The sequence below is a fragment of the Acidovorax sp. GW835-FHT14B10 genome (genome assembly GCF_058793725.1).
On the sequence record NZ_JBXAGC010000004.1, the window covers coordinates 1 to 17,108 of the forward strand.

The window sequence follows — 17,108 nt, forward strand, 5'->3', positions numbered from 1 at the left end:
AGGAGACGTTACTCAAGGGGTCAAAGTTGGGTGAAAAAACTCAGTCCAGAGGGGTCAGATTTACGTGGAAATCAACACCCTTGGGGCGATAGCCATGGTCAGCCTCAAAGCTCTCTCTGGCTTTGTCGTTACGGTCTCTGAATTCTTCCTGTAGCTTCTTGACTTCGCGCCGCTCGTCAAGCGGTCGCGACAAATCACGCGCCATCTCGATGTGCACTGAAGATAGGTTGCCGTGCTTCTTGATGATCGCGTTCACCACCTTGCGTGCCTGGTTGAGCGCACGCAGTACCACCGGGTTACGGGGGACGTCGATGTCATCGCGGAACACCATGGAGCCGGTGCTGCTGCGCTCATCTTTGTAAAACGACGGCAGGTAACGCTTTGCGCCCGTGCCCAGCACGACGCGCTGGCTGTGGTGTCCGTAAGCTGGGATTTGCGCCACCGCTTCGTCGTAACGCAGGCCGCGCTCCATGTGCGGAACGATCTGGCGCAGGGCCTTGAGTGAGAGTGCGTGAAACTTGTCAAACCGCAAGCCCAGCAAGACTGGTATGACCGCCTGCGCTTGCGGCAGCTCCAAGGCTGCAAGCTCACGCTCCACTTCGGCATCGTCCTTGTACACGCTGAGTACCCAGCCGATGCTGTCGAGCCACTGCGGTTGCCCATCCAGGGCGGCCACGCTGATCTGCTGCCATGCAGCTTGCAAACCGGCTTTGATCAGGGCCTTGCGCAGGTCATGCCAAGCGGGCAATCTCACCAGGGGTTGGTCTTCGGGGTCCTTGGTTTTGCCTGTTTCCTTTTGGGCCTCGCTGGGGTAGGCCAGTCCACCAAAGCGGGCGCTATCGGGAATATGGCCTGCCTTCACCAGCGCGGCTTTGAGCGTTTTGTACTTTAACTGATCGGTTTGGTACGGCAGCAGCAGCGCCAATATGCGCTCGTTCTGGGTCAGAGGGCGCGATGCTCCATCTACCACTACGCGGAGATTGTTCAACCGTGTCAGCCACACATGGCGCTCCGCCGTAAAGCTGGCCTTCGGTGCGCGGAACTCGCTCTTTTCGAACGTGCATTGGCCCAACATTTTGAGCAGATCTGACCCTGCTAATGCAGGTTTTTGATTCCAGAACAGGCCACTTTTGCGATCGCCATCGCCGCGTATGCGCTGTTCAAACTCTGCATTGGCCCAGGGGTTTCCCAAACGGCGCTGCTGTTCGAACAGCAAGGAAAATTCCTGGTCGAGCAGAACCCGCGAAAGCGCCTTGTCATATTCCCCGCGTTTATTGCGCTGCGCGTGCGGAAATTCAGCCAGCACCATCTCTGCAGCAGTGCGGTAATCTTTGGCTGCCATTTTTGCGGCGGTGTCGGCTAGGCCCTTTTTCACGCGGCCGCCCTCGCCTTTGGCATCCCCTTCGGCTAGCACCTCCTCGGCTTTGCTGGCCCAGTGAAACCCTCGGTGCTTGCACAGGTGGTAGATCACACGCGCCCACTCCTGTGCCGATAGTTGGCGGTCCAGACCTTCTACTCGCAGCTGCCAAGTCGAAACAGTGGCGGGTGGTTGGTGTTTGAAAAAGGCGGCACTGTCGATCAAGCCTCGTTGTTTGAGCAGCCGCCCCAACTTGGTCAAGCGCCAGCTTCTACGATAGAGCCGTCGTCGCATGAGACGGGCTTGGCGCCGGTTCAGGTTCAGAGATTCACCCTCTTTGGCCGTTTCTGCCTTGTCGAAACACCGCACTCCTATGTCCACGATGTGTCTTTCACTCAGTACGGCCCACCCCACCGATGCAATGCCGATGTCCAGCCCCAGGGTCAAAAAATCAGGAGGCAATGGTGCGTTGTTTGTTGTTGGATTCATGGAATCTCCCTGCTACACTCGCACCGTTTGTAGTTATCCGGGGTGAGAGCCGTTGCTGCAATAAGGAGGGGTCGAAAGGCCCCGTCCGTACCCAAAAGCCTGACAGGGCAACCTGCCAGGCTTTTTCATTGTCTGGGCTTTGCGATTTTTGTCAAAAAATGTATCGCTACGGTGGGAGATACCATTGCTTGACGACCTCACACAAAAGACTGCCGGGCAATAAAAAAGCGCCGCAAGCGGCGCTTCTGAAATCCGTGCTGCCAGTTCACAGCGCAAAAATCTTCCCCGGATTCAGGATGTTCTTCGGGTCCAGCGCGCGCTTGATGGCGCGCATCATGTCCACCGCGCCCGCGCCGGTTTCGTCGACCAGAAAGCCCATCTTGTGCAGGCCCACGCCGTGCTCGCCGGTGCAGGTGCCGCCCATGCCCAGCGCCCGTGCCACGAGCTGGTGGTTCAGGGCTTCGGCGGTGATGCGTTCTGCGGGGATGTTCGGGTCGAGCAGGTAGCCGAAGTGGAAGTTGCCGTCGCCCACATGGCCGACGAGAAAATAGGGGATGCCGCTGGCTTCGGCCTCGTCCACCGATTCGAGCAGGCAGTCGGCCAGGCGGCTGATGGGCACGCAGGTGTCGGTGCTGATGGCGCGGCAGCCGGGGCGGCTTTGCACGGCGGCGAAGTAGGCGTTGTGGCGCGCGGTCCACAGGCGGGTGCGTTCTTCGGGCGTGCTGGCCCATTCAAAGGCGTTGCCGCCGAACTCGCTGGCGATGGTTTGCACGGTCTCGGCCTGTTCCTTCACGCTGGCGGGCGAGCCGTGGAATTCCATCAGCAGCATGGGCTCTTCGCGCAGGCCGAGCTTGCTGTGCGCGTTGACCATGCGCACGCTGTGGCGGTCGATCAGCTCGACCCGCGCGATGGGCACGCCGAGCTGGATGGTCTGGATGGTGGTGCGCACGGCGGCCTCGATGCTCGGGAACGAGCAGATGGCCGCGCTGACCGCCTCGGGCAGCGGGTACAGGCGCACCGTCACCTCGGTGATCACGCCCAGCGTGCCTTCGCTGCCCACCATCAGGCGCGTGAGGTCGTAGCCGGCGCTGCTCTTCTTGGCGCGCGTGCCGGTGCGGATGATGTCGCCGCTGGCCGTGACGACTTCGAGCGCCAGCACGTTCTCGCGCATGGTGCCGTAGCGCACGGCGTTGGTGCCGCTGGCGCGCGTGGCGGCCATGCCGCCGATGCTGGCGTCGGCACCGGGGTCGATGGGGAAGAACAGGCCGGTGTCCTTGATGGCCTCGTTCAATGCCTTGCGCGTGATGCCGGGCTGCACCGTCACAGTGAGGTCTTCGGCATTGATGCTGAGCACCCGGTTCATGCGGTTGACGTCGATGCTGATGCCGCCTTGCACGGCCAGCAGGTGGCCTTCGAGCGACGAGCCGGCGCCGTAGGGAATCACCGGCACTTCGTACTGGCTGGCCAGCGCCACGGCATCGGCCACGTCCTGCGTGCTCTCGGCAAACACCACGGCCGAGGGCGGCGGGGCCTGCAGCGAGCCTTCGTCGCGGCCATGCTGTTCGCGCACGGCCTGCGCTAGCGAGCACTGCGCACCAAAGCGGTTTTGCAGCGCATCGATCAGGGCCTGCGGCACCTCGCGCAGATGGATGGCGGGCAGCAGGTGGGAGGCGGTGGCAGGGGCGTTCATGGCGGTCTCCGGGCAGCGCAAAAGAATACCACCGGGCACCTGCCAATGCGCCGCGATGGGGCGGTAAGCCTCACCACGGCGCTGCGCTTTCAAGGGGCGTGGCGGCTATCGCGCGCCAGCGTTGGATGGATCAGGGCTTGGCACCCTTGTCGAATTCCGCGTGCGACAGGCTGCCGTCACGGTCGGTGTCGAGCTGTTTGAAGCGGTTGCCAATCGCCGGCAGTGCAGCGGCTTCCTCGGGGCTGAGCTTGCCGTCGGCATTGGCATCGGCGCGGTCAAAGGCAGCTGCGGCGGAAGGGCCCATTCCAGCGGGCGCGGCGGGTTTGGGAGAAGACGCGGCGGGTCCGAGCGATGGGCCCCCCTGTGCTTGGGGCGCCGTGGCCGGTGCGGTCTGGGCCTGCAGGGCAGCGGCACCGCCCAGCGAGAGTGCGGCGAACAACAGTACGCTGCGGGCGTCAAAGGCAGAGGTGCGGCGTTGAATGGCTTTCATGGGATGAAGAGCTCCGTCAAAGTTGAACAGGGTTTCATTGCACCGCAGCCCGCAGTGCAGGGCCAGCAGTTTTGCCTGCTGTTGCCCCCGCCAACATTTGCCTGCCTGGTGTAACGGACAATGTGTGCCGCAGTACAAGGAGCACACATGGGCAACCGACTCACACAGATCGCCACCCGCACGGGCGACGATGGCACCACCGGCCTGGGCGACAACACACGCGTGTCCAAGGACAGCCCGCGCCCCCACGCCATGGGCGATGTGGACGAACTCAATTCGCACCTGGGCCTGCTGCTGTGCGAGCCCCTGCCGCAGGATGTGCGCGAACTGCTGATCGACGTGCAGCACCAGCTGTTCAACCTGGGCGGCGAGCTGTCGATTCCGGGGTTCGAACTGCTCAAGGACGAGGCCGTGCTGCAGCTCGATGAGGCGCTGGCGCACTACAACGCGGCGCTGCCGCGCCTGCAGGAGTTCATCCTGCCAGCCGGCACGCGCGCTGCGGCCCAGGCCCATGTGTGCCGCACCGTGGCGCGCCGCGCCGAGCGCTCCGTGGTGGCGCTGGGCATGCTGGAAGCCGTGCGCGAAACCCCGCGCCACTACCTCAACCGGCTCTCCGACCTGCTGTTCGTGCTGTCGCGCGTGCTCAACCGCATGGACGGCGGGGACGACGTGTACTGGAAGAGCGAGCGCCTGGCGCGAGGTGCGGACAACGACAGCGACTAATGCTATTTAAAATATAGCTATTCGCGCTTTGTGGATAAGCGCAGGATCGTTTTTTCGTATAACGTTTGCGTCGTAACTGGCGCCCTGAAACTGGTGCCGCACCCCACCAGAACCACCGCGCAAGGGCCGCCCCGCCGCGCTGGTGGTGTCCCCCTTCCCGACGCGCGCAGCGGGTCGAGAGAAGGGGGAAGGCGCGCAGCGCCACAGGGGGATGAACCTTACTTCGGCGCCAGGATGGCCATGGTGATGCGGGACACGCAGGTCAGCTCGCCCGCGTCGTTGGTCATGTCGATCTGCCACACCTGCGTGGTGCGGCCAATGTGCACGGGGCGGGCCGTGCCCGTGACCCAGCCGCTGGATACGGCTCGGATGTGGTTGGCATTGATGTCCAGCCCCACGCCGCGGTGGCCTTCTGGGCAGGCGTAGAAGGCGCCGATGGAACCCAGGGTTTCGGCCAGCACCACGCTGACACCGCCGTGCAGGATACCGAAGGGCTGGCGGGTGCGCTCGTCCACCGGCACGCGTCCGCGCAGGAAATCGTCGCCTACCTCGGTGATTTCTATGCCCAAATGGGTGGCGGCGGTGCGGGCATTGGTCTCGTTGAGCAGAGACAGCGAAATGGGTTTCTTCCAGACGGACATGGGGCTCCTTAGGGCAGGCAGTGCCAGCGTGGTCGGCATTATCTGTGCGCCGCGGCGGTGGCGGGTGTCGCCACCGCGCCGCCCGGTCAGGCCGGGTGCATGTTGCCGGTTTTCACGAAACGCTCATGCCAGGACAGTGCTTCGCCCAGGATGTGCGGCGTGTGCTGTGGTCCCTGCTGGCGCGCGCGGTCGAAGTAGTCCTGCAGCTGCGGACGGAAATCGGGGTGCGCGCAGCGGTCGATGATGACCTGGGCGCGCTGGCGCGGTGCCAGGCCGCGCAGGTCGGCCAGGCCCTGTTCGGTGACGATGATTTGCGTGTCGTGCTCGGTGTGGTCCACATGCGAGACCATGGGCACGATGCAGCTGATGGCGCCGTTCTTGGCCACCGAGGGCGTGACGAAGAACGACAGGTAGCCGTTGCGCGCAAAGTCGCCCGAACCGCCGATGCCGTTCATCATGCCCGTGCCCATCAGGTGGGTGGAGTTGATGTTGCCGTAGATGTCGGCCTCGATCATCGAGTTCATGGCGATGATGCCCAGGCGGCGCACCAGCTCGGGGTGGTTCGAGATTTCCTGGGGGCGCAGGATGATGCGCTCGCGGTAGAAGTCGATGTTCCTCTCGAAATCCTCGTAGGCGCTGCGGCTCAGCGATATCGCCGTGGCGGAGGCCTTGCCCATCTTGCCTGCCCGCAGCAGGTCCAGCATGCCGTCCTGCAGCACTTCGGTGAAGCCCAGCAGGTTCTCGAAAGGCCCGTGCAGCAGGCCGGCCAGCACCGCGTTGGCCACGTTGCCCACGCCCGACTGGATGGGCAGCATTTCCTTGGGCAGGCGGCCCATCTTCATCTCGTGCGCGAGAAAGTCGATGATGTAGCTGGCAATCTTGTTGGAGTTCTCGTCCGGTGTGGCAAACACGTTGTCGCGGTCGCCCTGGTGCGTTTCCACCACCGCAATCACCTTGGCCGGGTCCACCTGCAGATACGGCTGGCCGATGCGGTCGTCCGCATGGGTCATGTTGATGGGCACGCGGCGCGGCGGAATGGCCGTGCCGTAGTAGATGTCGTGCATGCCTTCCATCCGGGCCGAAGTCTTGGTGTTGACCTCCAGGATCACCTGGTCGGCAACCTCCAGCCAGGTCTTGTTGTTGCCCACGGCTGTGGAGGGGATCAGCAGGCCGTCGGCCGTGACGCCCAGCACTTCGATCACGGCAACATGCATGGGGCCGAGAAATCCGAACCATGCGTGCTGTGCGACGTGCGACAGGTGCATGTCGATGAAGTCGATCTCGCCCGCGTTGATCTTGGCGCGGCAGATGGGATCGGTGTTGAAGGGCAGGCGCTGGCCCAGGGCATCGGCTGCGGCCAGGGCACCATCGAGTTCGGGGGCGGTCGAGGCGCCTGTCCAGACGTTGATCTTGTAGGGTTTGCCGGCGGCATGCTCGGCCTTGGCCCGGGTGGCCATGGCCTGGGGAACGGCCTTGGGGTAGCCCGCGCCGGTGAAACCGCTCATGCCGACGTTGGCGCCGCTGGGAATGAGCGCCGCCGCCGCTTCGGCCGACATGACGCGTTGAAGGAAGGCAGGGTGGCGTACCCGATCGGCCAGGGACATGGGGGAAACTCCGCAACGGTGGATGGGCGCCGGCGCACCGGGTGCGCCGGGTCAACCTGCGGATTTTAGCCGGGCCGGGTGAAGTGCTAAGGGTTTACCCGCATCAGCGACCGGCGCTCATTCGCCTTTGCGGTTGAGCAGCGCGTACAGCAAGATGGCGCCAAAGGTGGCGGTGCCGATGCCGCCCAGCGCGAACTGGCCGAACTTGAGCGTGAAGTCGCCCGTGCCCAGGATGAGCGTGATGGCGGCCACGATGAGGTTCTTGTTCTGCGAAAAATCGACCTTGTTGTCCACCCAGATCTTGGCACCCGCCACGGCGATCAGGCCGAACACCACGATGGACACGCCCCCCATCACCGGCAACGGAATCGCCTGGATCACGGCGCCGAACTTGGGGCTGAAGCCCAGCACGATGGCGATCAGCGCCGCCACCAGGAACACGGCGGTGGAATAGATCTTGGTGGCGGCCATCACGCCGATGTTTTCTGCGTAGGTGGTCACCCCGGTGCCGCCGGCCGCGCCGCTGACCATGGTGGCGATGCCGTCGCCGATGAAGGCGCGGCCCATGTACTGGTCGAGGTTCTTGCCCGTCATGGCCGTGACGGCCTTGATGTGGCCCAGGTTCTCGGCCACCAGGATGATGACCACCGGCGCGATCAGCAGCATGGCCGGCGCGCTGAACACCGGGGCCGCAAAGTTGGGCATGCCGATCCAGGGCGCGGCCAGCACGGCCGACAGATCGAGTGGCTTGCCCAGGCCCAGGCCGTTGGTCAGCGCGGCGTAGATGATGCTGGCCACGACCAGGCCCACCAGGATCAGCAGGCGCTGCACCATGCCGCGCGTGAGCACCGCCACCAGGCCGACGCTGACGAAGGTGACCACCTGCATCCAGCTGTCGAAGTTGCTGGCGGCCATGTTCTTGATGGGAATGCCGGCCAGGTTCAGGCCGATCACCGCCACCACCGAGCCTGTCACCACGGGCGGCATGAAGCGCTCGATCCAGCCCGTGCCCACGATCTGCACAATGGCCCCTATCGCGGTGTAGAGCAGGCCGCAGGCGATGATGCCGCCCAGCGCCAGGCCGATGTTGGCGTTGGGCCCCTTGCCGGCATAGGACGTGGCGGCAATCACCACGCCGATGAAGGCGAAGCTCGAACCCAGGTAGCTGGGCACCTTGCCGCCGGTGACGAGGAAGAAGATCAGCGTGCCGATGCCGCTCATCAAAATGGCCAGGTTGGGGTCGAACCCCATGAGGATGGGCGCCAGTACCGTCGCGCCGAACATCGCAATGACGTGCTGCACGCCCATGGCGCCCGTTTGCGGCCAGGGCAGGCGCTCATCGGGTGCGATCACGCCGCCTTGTTGCAGCGCGTCGGCGCTTTTCTCCCTCCAGGTCATGAAGCCCATGGATTTTTCTCCGTTGTGAACTGATGTCGCGCATCGTAGGGGATTTGGGCGTGGTGCAAGCGCTGCGGGCGCGGTTTTCCGCGTGTCGCGCCAGCGACTGGGCACGCGGTAAAACCCCGTGGCGCCGTGCGGCCCGGGCGCGCTACGCTTGCCGCCATGCATCCCCCCTGCCTGCCCCAGATACGCCTGTACCAGAACTGGCTGCGCGAACAGCGCGGCCTGCAGTTTGCCGATTACAACGCCTTGTGGCGCTGGTCCACCACCGACCTGGATGCGTTCTGGCAAAGCATCTGGGACTACTTCGATCTCCAGTCGCCGACACCGCACACCGCCGTGCTGGCCAAAAACACCATGCCGGGCGCACAGTGGTTCCCCGGCGCGCAGGTCAACTACGCCCGCCAGGTGCTGCGCCATGCCGATGCGGCCCACGCTGCCGGCCAGCCGGCCATCATCAGCCGCAACGAAAAAGGCCAGCACCGCGAACTGTCCTGGCCCGCGCTGCGCCGCCAGGTGGCGTCGCTGGCGCTGCACCTGAAGGCCCAGGGCGTGCAGCCCGGCGACCGCGTGGCCGCCTACCTGCCCAACGTGCCCGAGGCCATGGTGGCCTTTCTGGCCACGGTGAGCATTGGTGGCCTGTGGAGCATCTGCGCGCCCGACATGGGCACGCATGCCGTGCTCGACCGCTTCCGGCAGATCGAGCCCAAGGTGCTGATTGCGGTGGACGGCGTGACCTACGGCGGCCGCGACCTCGACCGCCTGGCCGTGCTGGCCGAGTTGCGCGCGGCCCTGCCCAGTGTGCGGCACACGCTGCTGCTGGGCAACCTGAATGCCACGGTTTCAGTCGCTGATTGTGCAGACTGGAGAGGTGCTACCGCCAGAAATGATGCGGAAACAGCGGATTTCGAACCACTGTGGTTGCCGTTCGACCACCCGCTGTGGGTGGTCTATTCGAGCGGTACCACGGGCTTGCCCAAGCCCATCGTGCACGGCCACGGCGGCATGCTGCTGGTGGCGCTGCAGCTCGGCGCGTTGCACAACGATGTGGGCTGCAGCTATGCACCCAACAGCCTGGGCGAACGCTACCACTGGTACAGCTCCACCGGCTGGGTGATGTGGAATGCGCAGATGGCAGGCCTGCTCTCGGGCACCACCTGCGTCATCTTTGACGGCAACCCCGGTGGCAGCAAGGAGCAACCCGACTGGGGCCGGCTCTGGCGCTTTGCGGCCGAGACCGGCATCACCTACTTTGGCGCGGGCGCGGCCTTCTATGCCAACTGCATGAAGGCGGGGCTGAACCTCAGGGATTGTGGCGACCTGACCCGCATCCGCGCGCTGGGCACCACCGGCTCGCCGCTCTCGCCCGAGGTGCAGGAATGGGGCACGGCGCAGTTCAGAGGCATCAGGCGCCTGGCGGTCGAGACGCCCGCCACCGCCGGGCTGTCCACGCCTGCGCAGCCCGACGTCTGGTGGAACAACATCTCGGGCGGCACCGATTTCTGTGGCGCCTTCATCGGCGGCAACAGAGAGATGCCCCAGGTGCCTGGCGAAATGCAGTGCCGCATGCTGGGCGCGGCGGTGGAGTCCTGGAACGCAGAAGGCGTGCCGGTGATGGACGAGGTGGGCGAGCTGGTGTGCACACAGCCGATTCCGTCGATGCCTTTGTACCTGTGGGGCGACAAGGACGGTTCGCGCTACCTGTCGAGCTACTTCGACATGTACCCCGCCGGCCACGGCCGCCAGCCCGGCGGCGGCGACGGGCCGGCCAGCATGGGCGCGGTGTGGCGCCATGGCGACTGGCTCAAGATCGGCAGCAACGGCGGCTGCGTGATCTATGGCCGCAGCGACGCCACCATCAACCGCCACGGCTTGCGCATGGGCACGAGCGAGATCTACAGCGCGGTCGAGGCCCTGCCCGAAGTGCTCGACAGCCTGGTGGTGGACCTGGAATACCTGGGCCGCGACAGCTACATGCCGCTGTTCGTGGTGCTGCGGCCGGGTAGCACGCTCGATGACGCCCTGCGCGACCGCATCAACGCTGCCATCCGCAGCAGCTTGAGCCCGCGTTTTGTGCCCGACGCCATCGTTGCCGTGGCCGAGGTGCCGCGCACCCTGAGCGGCAAGAAGCAGGAGCTGCCCATCAAGAAACTGCTGCTGGGCCAGCCCATCGAGAAGGTGGTCAACAAGGACGCCATGGCGAATCCGGGCTGCCTGGCCTGGTACGTGGACTTTGCCGCCCGCCAGGCGACCGAGAGTGCTGCATGAACAATCGCTGCAAGCGCTTTATGGATAAGCGCTACGGCCTGTTTTGATCCATGTTCTGCGCGAGGCGCGGCACGGTGGAAAAGCCCATCGCATGCTCGGTGAAGCGCTCTACCAGCCGGCTGGTCTCGCCCGCGCGCCGCGCCAGCGCAATGCCCACCCGAAAGCCTGCCGGGGTGTCGGTGAGCGCCAGGCACTTCACGCCCGGCGGCACCACCAGGCGGGCCACGCCCGCCACCAGGCCCACGCCCAGGCCCGCGGCCACCAGGCTCATGATGGTCTGCACCTGCATGGCCTCTTGTGCCACGCGCGGTGAAAAGCCCGAGAGCTGGCAGCGCAGCAGCGCCAGGGCCGAGAGGCCGGGCACCTTGTCCTGCGGGTACATGATGAAGGGCTCCCCGGCCGCGTCCGACAGCGCGATGGCGTCGCGCTGTGCCAGCCGGCCGTTCGCGGACACGGCCAGCACGAAATCGTCGCGGTCCATGGGCAAGAGCGCGAACGGCTCGGGATGCAGCACCGGGTAGCGCACAAACCCCACATCAAAGCGGCGTGCCAGCAGCCCATCGAGGATTTCGGCCGAGGTGCCCTCGGACAGCTCCAGCTCCAGCTGCGGGTAGCGCGCCCGCAACGAGGGGATCAGCTCGGGCAGCAGGGCATAGGTGGCCGAGCCGATGATGCCCAGGCGCAGCACCCCGCCCAGGCCCTCGCGCGCGTCGGCCACGGCCTGCCGGCAGCGCTCTGCGTGGAACAGCGCCAGGCGCGCGTCGGGCAGCATGGCCTGGCCTTCGGGCGTCAGGCGCACCCCCGTGCTGTGGCGCTCAAAGAGTCGGCTGCCCAGTTCTTCCTCCAGCTTGCGCACCGACACCGACAGCGGCGGCTGGGCCATGTGCAGCAGCTCCGCAGCCCGGTGGAAGTTGCCGGTTTCCGCCAGGGTGATGAATTGCCGCAGCTGACGCAGGTTCATGTGATACGTAATAAATATCGGTTTGTGAATTTTTAATATTAGACAGCATGGACGCCGGTTCCTACAGTGCCGTGCAGGGCCCGCAACAGGAACGGGCCCCCACAACATAGTCGACGAAGGAGACACCGTGACGCAATCCCGTAGAACAATCGCCAGCGCCCTGCTGGCCATCGCCGCTGCTGCCCTGGCCCCCGCCGTGCAAGCCCAGGCATTCCCCTCCAAGACCATCAAGTTCGTCGTGCCCTTTGGCCCCGGCAGCGGCACCGACACCTCGGCACGTTATTTCGCGCGCAAGCTGGGTGATCTCACGGGCCAGCCCGTGGTGGTGGAAAACAAGCCCGGCGCCAACGGCTTCATTGCCGTCAAGCAGGTGCTCTCCGCACCGGCCGATGGCTATACCGTGTTCATCGGCAGCAACTCCACCCTGGCCGTGAACGCCGCGCTGTTCAAGGAGCTGCCCTACGACCCGGTGAACGACTTCTCGCCGCTCACCATGATGATGCGCTCGCCCGCCATGATCGCCACCATGCCCAAGGCGCCCTACAGCGACCTCCGGGGCCTGATCGCCCATGCCAAGGCCAGCCCCGGCAAGGTGAACTTCGGTGCCGGCTCGGCCGGCTACCAGCTGATGGGCGAACTGCTCAACGACAAGGCCCAGATCAGCACCGTGCATGTGCCCTTCAAGGGCGCCGGCGAAACCATGACGGCCGTGGCCTCCGGTACTGTGGACTACACCTTCGCCGAAGTGACTGCCGTGCAGGAACTGGCCAAGGGCGGCCGCGTGAAGGTGCTGGCCGTGGCCTCCGACAAGCGCGTGGCCGCCGCGCCAGAGGTGCCCACCGCCGCGGAAGCGGGGCTGCCGGGCTTGGAGGCCTACACCTGGGTGGGCGCCATGGTCAGCGCCAAGACCCCTGCCGCCGAAACCGCCAAACTGGCCGAGCTGTTCACCGCCATCTCCAGGATGGACGAAACCCGGGCTTTCTATGAGCGCATCGGCGCCGCCGCCATGACCGGCGGCCCCGCGCAGATGCACGAGTTCCAGAAGAACGAGATCGCCCTGTGGAAGCGCATCGTGACCCAGGCCAAGGTGCCGCTGCAATGAACGAACGCCCCGCCGTGCAGCCGGGTGCGCTGCAGCATGTGAAGGTGCTCGATCTGTCGCGCGTGCTGGCCGGCCCCTGGGCCGCGCAGACGCTGGGCGACCTGGGCGCCGAGGTGATCAAGGTCGAGCGCCCCGGCACTGGCGACGACACGCGCGCCTGGGGCCCGCCCTATGTGACGGACCCGGCGGGCCAGCCCACGGGCGAATCGGCCTACTACATGTGCACCAACCGCAACAAGCAGTCGGTGACGGTGGACTTCACGCGGCCCGAGGGCCAGCAGATCGTGCGCCAGCTCGCCGCGCAGTGCGACGTGCTGATCGAGAATTTCAAGACCGGGGGCCTGGCGCAGTACGGGCTCGACTACGCGGCCTTGAGTGCGCTCAACCCGCGCCTGGTGTACTGCTCGGTCACCGGTTTCGGGCAGGACGGCCCGTATGCGCACCGCGCGGGCTACGACTTTCTGATCCAGGGCATGGGCGGGCTCATGAGCGTCACCGGCCAGCCCGACGGCGCGTCCGGTGGCGGCCCCATGAAGGTGGGCGTGGCGCTCACCGACATCCTCACCGGCCTGTATGCCAGCACCGCCATCCTGGCGGCGCTGCAGGCGCGCGCGCACACGGGCCGGGGCCAGCACATCGACCTGGCACTGCTGGATGTGGGCGTGGCCTGCCTGGCCAACCAGGGCATGAACTACCTGTATGGCGAGCAGGTGCCGCAGCGCATGGGCAATGCGCACCCCAACACCGTGCCCTACCAGGACTTCCCCACGGCCGACGGTCACATGATCCTGGCCATCGGCAACGATGGCCAATTTGCGCGGTTTTGCCAGGCCATCGGCCAGCCGGGCTGGGCCGAGGACGAGCGCTTCATGCGCAACGCCGCGCGCCTGGCGAACCGCACCGAGCTGGTGGAGCGCATCCGCGCCGTCACGGCCACGCGCAGCACGCGCGACTGGATCACGCTGCTGGAGCAGCATGCCGTGCCCTGCGGCCCCATCCACACCGTGCGCGATGTGTTCGACGACCCGCAAGTGAAGGCGCGCGGCCTGCAGATCGCCATGCCGCACCCGCAGGCCGGCACAGTGCCACTGGTGGCCAGCCCCATCCGCCTGTCGGACACGCCCGTCACCTACCGCCACACGCCCCCGCAACTGGGCCAGCACACCGACGCGGTGCTGACCCGCCACCTGGGCCTGTCGCCCACGCAATTGCAGACCTACAAAGACCACGGAGTTTTGGGATGAGCACTCTGGATTCACTGGCGCTCACGCGCATTCCCGCCGAAGACGAGGCGCTGCGCGTCGAGGTGCGCACTTTCCTGCAGCATGCCATTCAGGATTTGCCCGCACACATCCGCGCGCGCTCCTGGGGCGGCTACAGCAGCGAACTGAGCCGGCAGCTCGGGCAAAAGGGCTGGCTGGGCATCACGCTGCCCACGCAATATGGCGGCGGCGGGCGCAGCGCGTTCACACGCTACGTGCTGGTCGAGGAGTTCCTGGCCTGCGGCGCGCCCGTGGGCTCGCACTGGATCGCCGACCGCCAGAGCGCGCCGTTGATCCTGAAATACGGCACCGAGGCGCAAAAGCAGTTCTACATCCCGCGCGTGTGCCGCGGCGAGGCGTTTTTCTGCATCGGCATGAGTGAGCCCAACGCGGGCTCGGACCTGGCCAGCGTGAAGACGCGCGCTGTGCCGAACGAACAGGGCTTCCTGCTCAACGGCCAGAAGATCTGGACCACCAACGCCCACCACTGCCAGTACATGATTGCGCTGGTCCGCACCTCGGGCACCACCGAAGACCGCCATAAGGGCCTGTCGCAGGTCATCGTCGATCTGTCGCTGCCGGGCGTCACCGTGCGCCCGATTGAAGACCTCTCGGGCGACAGCCACTTCTGCGAGGTGTTCTTCGACAACGTGCAGCTGGGCGCCGACGCCCTCATCGGCGCCGAAGGCCAGGGCTGGGCGCAGGTCACGGCCGAGCTGGCGTTCGAGCGCAGCGGGCCCGAGCGCCTGTTTTCCTCCATCGTGCTGTTCGACCAGTGGCTCGACTATGTGCGCACGCCCCAGGGCCGCTGCGAATCGGCGCGCCAGCTGGCGGGCAAGGTGCTCACGCAGCTCGCGCCGCTGCGCGCCATGTCGGTGTCGGTGCAGGAAAAGCTCACCCAGGGCGCGAGCCCCATCGTCGAGGCCGCGCTGGTGAAAGAGCTGGGCACCACGCTGGAGCAGATGATTCCGGCGGCCATTGCCGACGACCTGTTCGCCCGCGAGGCGGAGGATGTGCCGGTGGAGCTGCTGATGACACTCAAGTACGTCACCGAGGCCTCGCCCTCGTACTCGCTGCGCGGCGGCACACGCGACATCCTGCGCGGAATGATCGCGCGCGGTCTCGGTTTGCGTTGATGGGGAGAAACACATGACCACGAACAACAACGACATGTTTGCCGACGCCGCCCGCGATGTGCTGGCGGACCAGTGCACGCCGCAGGTGGTGCGCGCCATCGAAGCCGGTGGGCGCGGCGCGGCCGCCACCACGGCCCTGTGGGAACAGCTGGAGTCCACCGGTCTGGCCGATGCGCTGCTGAGCGAAGACGACGGCGGCGCCGGCCTGGGCCTGGCCCAGGTGTTCGGTGTGCTGGAGCAGTGCGGCGCGCACGCGCTGCCCTTGCCGCTGGGCGAGACCCTGGTGGCACGCGCTCTGCTGGCGCAGGCCGGTGTGGCCCGCCCCGCAGGCAGCATCGCACTGGCGCGCGGCGAGCGCCTGAGCGACGGGGGCGTGCGCTGCGCGCTGGTGCGCACTGGCCAGGTGGCGCAATCGGTGCTGGTGCAGGCGGGTGGCGAATGGCGCCTGCTGGGCACCGAAGGGGCGCAAGCGGCGCCCCAGGCGCTGGCGCTGGACGCGGCCTTGGCATGGTCGGCCACGCAAGTGCAGGCCGCACCTGGGGTGGCGGTGGATGCCGCACTCGACGTGCGCACCCTGCAGGCCGCCGTGGTGGCCGCGCAGATGGCCGGCGCACTGAAGGCCGTGTTCGATCGCACGCTGCAGTACGCCAACGAGCGCCAGCAGTTTGGCCGCCCCATCGGCAAGTTCCAGGCCATCCAGCACCAGCTGGCGGTGATGAGCGAGCATGTGTTTGCCGCGCGCATGGCCGCGCAGCTGGGCTGCAGCGCCGGGCATGGCGGTAGGGGCGTCCTGCCCGACCGCCTGCGCGTCGCCACGGCCAAGGCGCGTTGCAGCGAGGCGGCGCTGGTGGTGTCGGAGCTGGCGCACGCCATCCACGGCGCGATCGGCTTCACCGAGGAATACGACCTGCAGCTGTTCACCCGCCGCCTGCATGCCTGGCGCCAGACAGCGGGCAGCGAGGCCTACTGGCACGGCGTGGCGGGCGAGGCCCTGCTGGCGCACCGCGGCATGACCCTGGACATCGTGCGGCGCATCACCGACGTGGAAACGGCGACTTGAAGGCGCTTTGAAAACAAGAGCTGCTAGCGCTCCACCACAAATGGATTCAAGGTCTTTTTGCATTGAAGTCACGCAATGGCCAGCGCTGGCGGCGCCTATTTTGACAACGGAGACACCATGACCTTTCTGACCATCGAACGCGACGGCGGCATCCTCACCGCCACCATGAACCAGCCCGAGACGCGCAATGCGCTCACCGGCAACACGGCGGTGGCCGAGTTCGTGCAGCTGTGCGACACCGTGCGCAAGGACGCCAGCGTGAAGGTGCTGATCCTTACCGGCGCCGGGCCCATCTTCAGCTCGGGCGGCAACGTCAAGGACATGCAGCGCTTTTTTGACGACGCGCTCACGCCCGACCTCATCCGTGAGGAATACCGCCAGGGCATCCAGCAGATTCCCAATGCGCTGGTCCAGCTCGATGTGCCGGTGATCTGCGCCGTCAATGGCCCGGCCATCGGCGCGGGGCTGGACCTGACCTGCATGTGCGACATCCGCATTGCCAGCGAAAGCGCCACCTTCGCCGAGAGCTTCGTGCGCGTGGGCATCGTGCCCGGCGACGGCGGTGCCTGGCTGCTGCCGCGCGCGGTGGGCATGGCCAAGGCCTCCGAGATGGCGTTCACCGGCGAGGCCATCAGCGCGCAAGAGGCGCTGGCCTGCGGTCTGGTGAGCCGCGTGGTGCCGGCCGACCAGCTGTTGCCCACCGCCCGCGCGCTGGCCGCCAAGATCGCGGCCAACCCCGGTGCCGTGATGCGCATGACCAAGCGCCTGCTGCGCGAAGGGCAGAGCGCCTCGCTGGCTTCGCTGCTGGAAATCTCGGCGGGCTACCAGGCCATCGCGCACAAGACGGCCGACCACCGCGAAGCGGTGACCGCCTTCATCGAAAAACGCGCGCCGAAGTTCCAGTAAGCGCCACGGAGGTCCCAC

At 66.2% G+C, this 17,108-nt stretch carries 14 protein-coding genes; 7 read left to right on the forward strand and 7 right to left on the reverse strand.

Annotated elements, in window-relative coordinates; all coding sequences use genetic code 11:
* Window positions 1-40: 40 nt before the first annotated feature.
* The 3 genes from cas9 to AC1Q5S_RS04675 all read right to left on the reverse strand — a co-directional run bounded on the left by cas9 (window position 41) and on the right by AC1Q5S_RS04675 (window position 4,026).
* A complete protein-coding gene (gene cas9 / locus AC1Q5S_RS04665) occupies window positions 41-1,846 on the reverse strand; it encodes a type II CRISPR RNA-guided endonuclease Cas9 (protein WP_492238410.1) in 1,806 nt (601 codons plus the stop codon).
* 265 nt (window positions 1,847-2,111) lie between these two features.
* On the reverse strand, window positions 2,112-3,536 hold the full coding sequence (locus AC1Q5S_RS04670; RefSeq protein WP_303834172.1) for an FAD-binding oxidoreductase: 1,425 nt from the start codon (window positions 3,534-3,536) through the stop codon (window positions 2,112-2,114).
* Between the two features lie 130 nt (window positions 3,537-3,666).
* Window positions 3,667-4,026 (reverse strand): EF-hand domain-containing protein, encoded by a 360-nt coding sequence (locus AC1Q5S_RS04675; protein WP_303834174.1) that lies wholly within the window; start codon window positions 4,024-4,026, stop codon window positions 3,667-3,669.
* Window positions 4,027-4,173: 147 nt separating this feature from the next.
* Between AC1Q5S_RS04675 and AC1Q5S_RS04680 the strand changes: the two genes are divergently transcribed.
* The gene (locus AC1Q5S_RS04680; RefSeq protein WP_303834176.1) at window positions 4,174-4,749 is read left to right on the forward strand and encodes a cob(I)yrinic acid a,c-diamide adenosyltransferase; all 576 of its coding nucleotides are present in this window, start codon (window positions 4,174-4,176) and stop codon (window positions 4,747-4,749) included.
* A gap of 218 nt (window positions 4,750-4,967) precedes the next feature.
* Here AC1Q5S_RS04680 and AC1Q5S_RS04685 read toward each other — a convergent pair whose 3' ends face one another.
* From AC1Q5S_RS04685 to AC1Q5S_RS04695, 3 genes are all read right to left on the reverse strand, one after another.
* A complete protein-coding gene (locus AC1Q5S_RS04685) occupies window positions 4,968-5,390 on the reverse strand; it encodes a hotdog fold thioesterase (RefSeq protein WP_422205919.1) in 423 nt (140 codons plus the stop codon).
* 86 nt (window positions 5,391-5,476) lie between these two features.
* Window positions 5,477-6,994, reverse strand: a complete 1,518-nt coding sequence (gene scpC, locus AC1Q5S_RS04690) for a succinyl-CoA:acetate CoA-transferase ScpC (protein ID WP_303834180.1) — start codon at window positions 6,992-6,994, stop codon at window positions 5,477-5,479.
* A 117-nt stretch (window positions 6,995-7,111) separates the two neighbouring features.
* Entirely contained in the window at window positions 7,112-8,401 is a 1,290-nt protein-coding gene (locus tag AC1Q5S_RS04695; RefSeq protein ID WP_303834182.1) for a solute carrier family 23 protein, read from the reverse strand.
* Window positions 8,402-8,557: 156 nt separating this feature from the next.
* Between AC1Q5S_RS04695 and AC1Q5S_RS04700 the strand changes: the two genes are divergently transcribed.
* A complete protein-coding gene (locus AC1Q5S_RS04700; protein ID WP_422205922.1) occupies window positions 8,558-10,663 on the forward strand; it encodes an acetoacetate--CoA ligase in 2,106 nt (701 codons plus the stop codon).
* Between the two features lie 31 nt (window positions 10,664-10,694).
* Here the strand turns inward: AC1Q5S_RS04700 and AC1Q5S_RS04705 are convergent, their stop codons facing one another.
* The gene (locus AC1Q5S_RS04705) at window positions 10,695-11,624 is read right to left on the reverse strand and encodes a LysR family transcriptional regulator (protein ID WP_303834185.1); all 930 of its coding nucleotides are present in this window, start codon (window positions 11,622-11,624) and stop codon (window positions 10,695-10,697) included.
* A gap of 127 nt (window positions 11,625-11,751) precedes the next feature.
* On the opposite strand from AC1Q5S_RS04705, the gene AC1Q5S_RS04710 reads away from it, so the two are divergent.
* The 5 genes from AC1Q5S_RS04710 (at window position 11,752) to AC1Q5S_RS04730 (ending at window position 17,090) form a co-directional block, all read left to right on the forward strand.
* Window positions 11,752-12,726 (forward strand): Bug family tripartite tricarboxylate transporter substrate binding protein, encoded by a 975-nt coding sequence (locus AC1Q5S_RS04710; protein ID WP_303834186.1) that lies wholly within the window; start codon window positions 11,752-11,754, stop codon window positions 12,724-12,726.
* On the forward strand, window positions 12,723-13,970 hold the full coding sequence (locus AC1Q5S_RS04715; protein ID WP_303834187.1) for a CaiB/BaiF CoA transferase family protein: 1,248 nt from the start codon (window positions 12,723-12,725) through the stop codon (window positions 13,968-13,970). The genes AC1Q5S_RS04710 and AC1Q5S_RS04715 overlap by 4 nt, the downstream gene beginning before the upstream one ends.
* Window positions 13,967-15,124, forward strand: coding sequence for an acyl-CoA dehydrogenase family protein (locus AC1Q5S_RS04720; RefSeq protein WP_492238411.1), 1,158 nt, complete (start codon window positions 13,967-13,969; stop codon window positions 15,122-15,124). Before AC1Q5S_RS04715 ends, AC1Q5S_RS04720 begins: the two co-directional genes overlap by 4 nt.
* 13 nt (window positions 15,125-15,137) lie before the next feature.
* Entirely contained in the window at window positions 15,138-16,184 is a 1,047-nt protein-coding gene (locus tag AC1Q5S_RS04725; protein ID WP_303834191.1) for an acyl-CoA dehydrogenase family protein, read from the forward strand.
* Between the two features lie 117 nt (window positions 16,185-16,301).
* A complete protein-coding gene (locus AC1Q5S_RS04730; RefSeq protein WP_303834194.1) occupies window positions 16,302-17,090 on the forward strand; it encodes a crotonase/enoyl-CoA hydratase family protein in 789 nt (262 codons plus the stop codon).
* Window positions 17,091-17,108 lie beyond the last annotated feature (18 nt).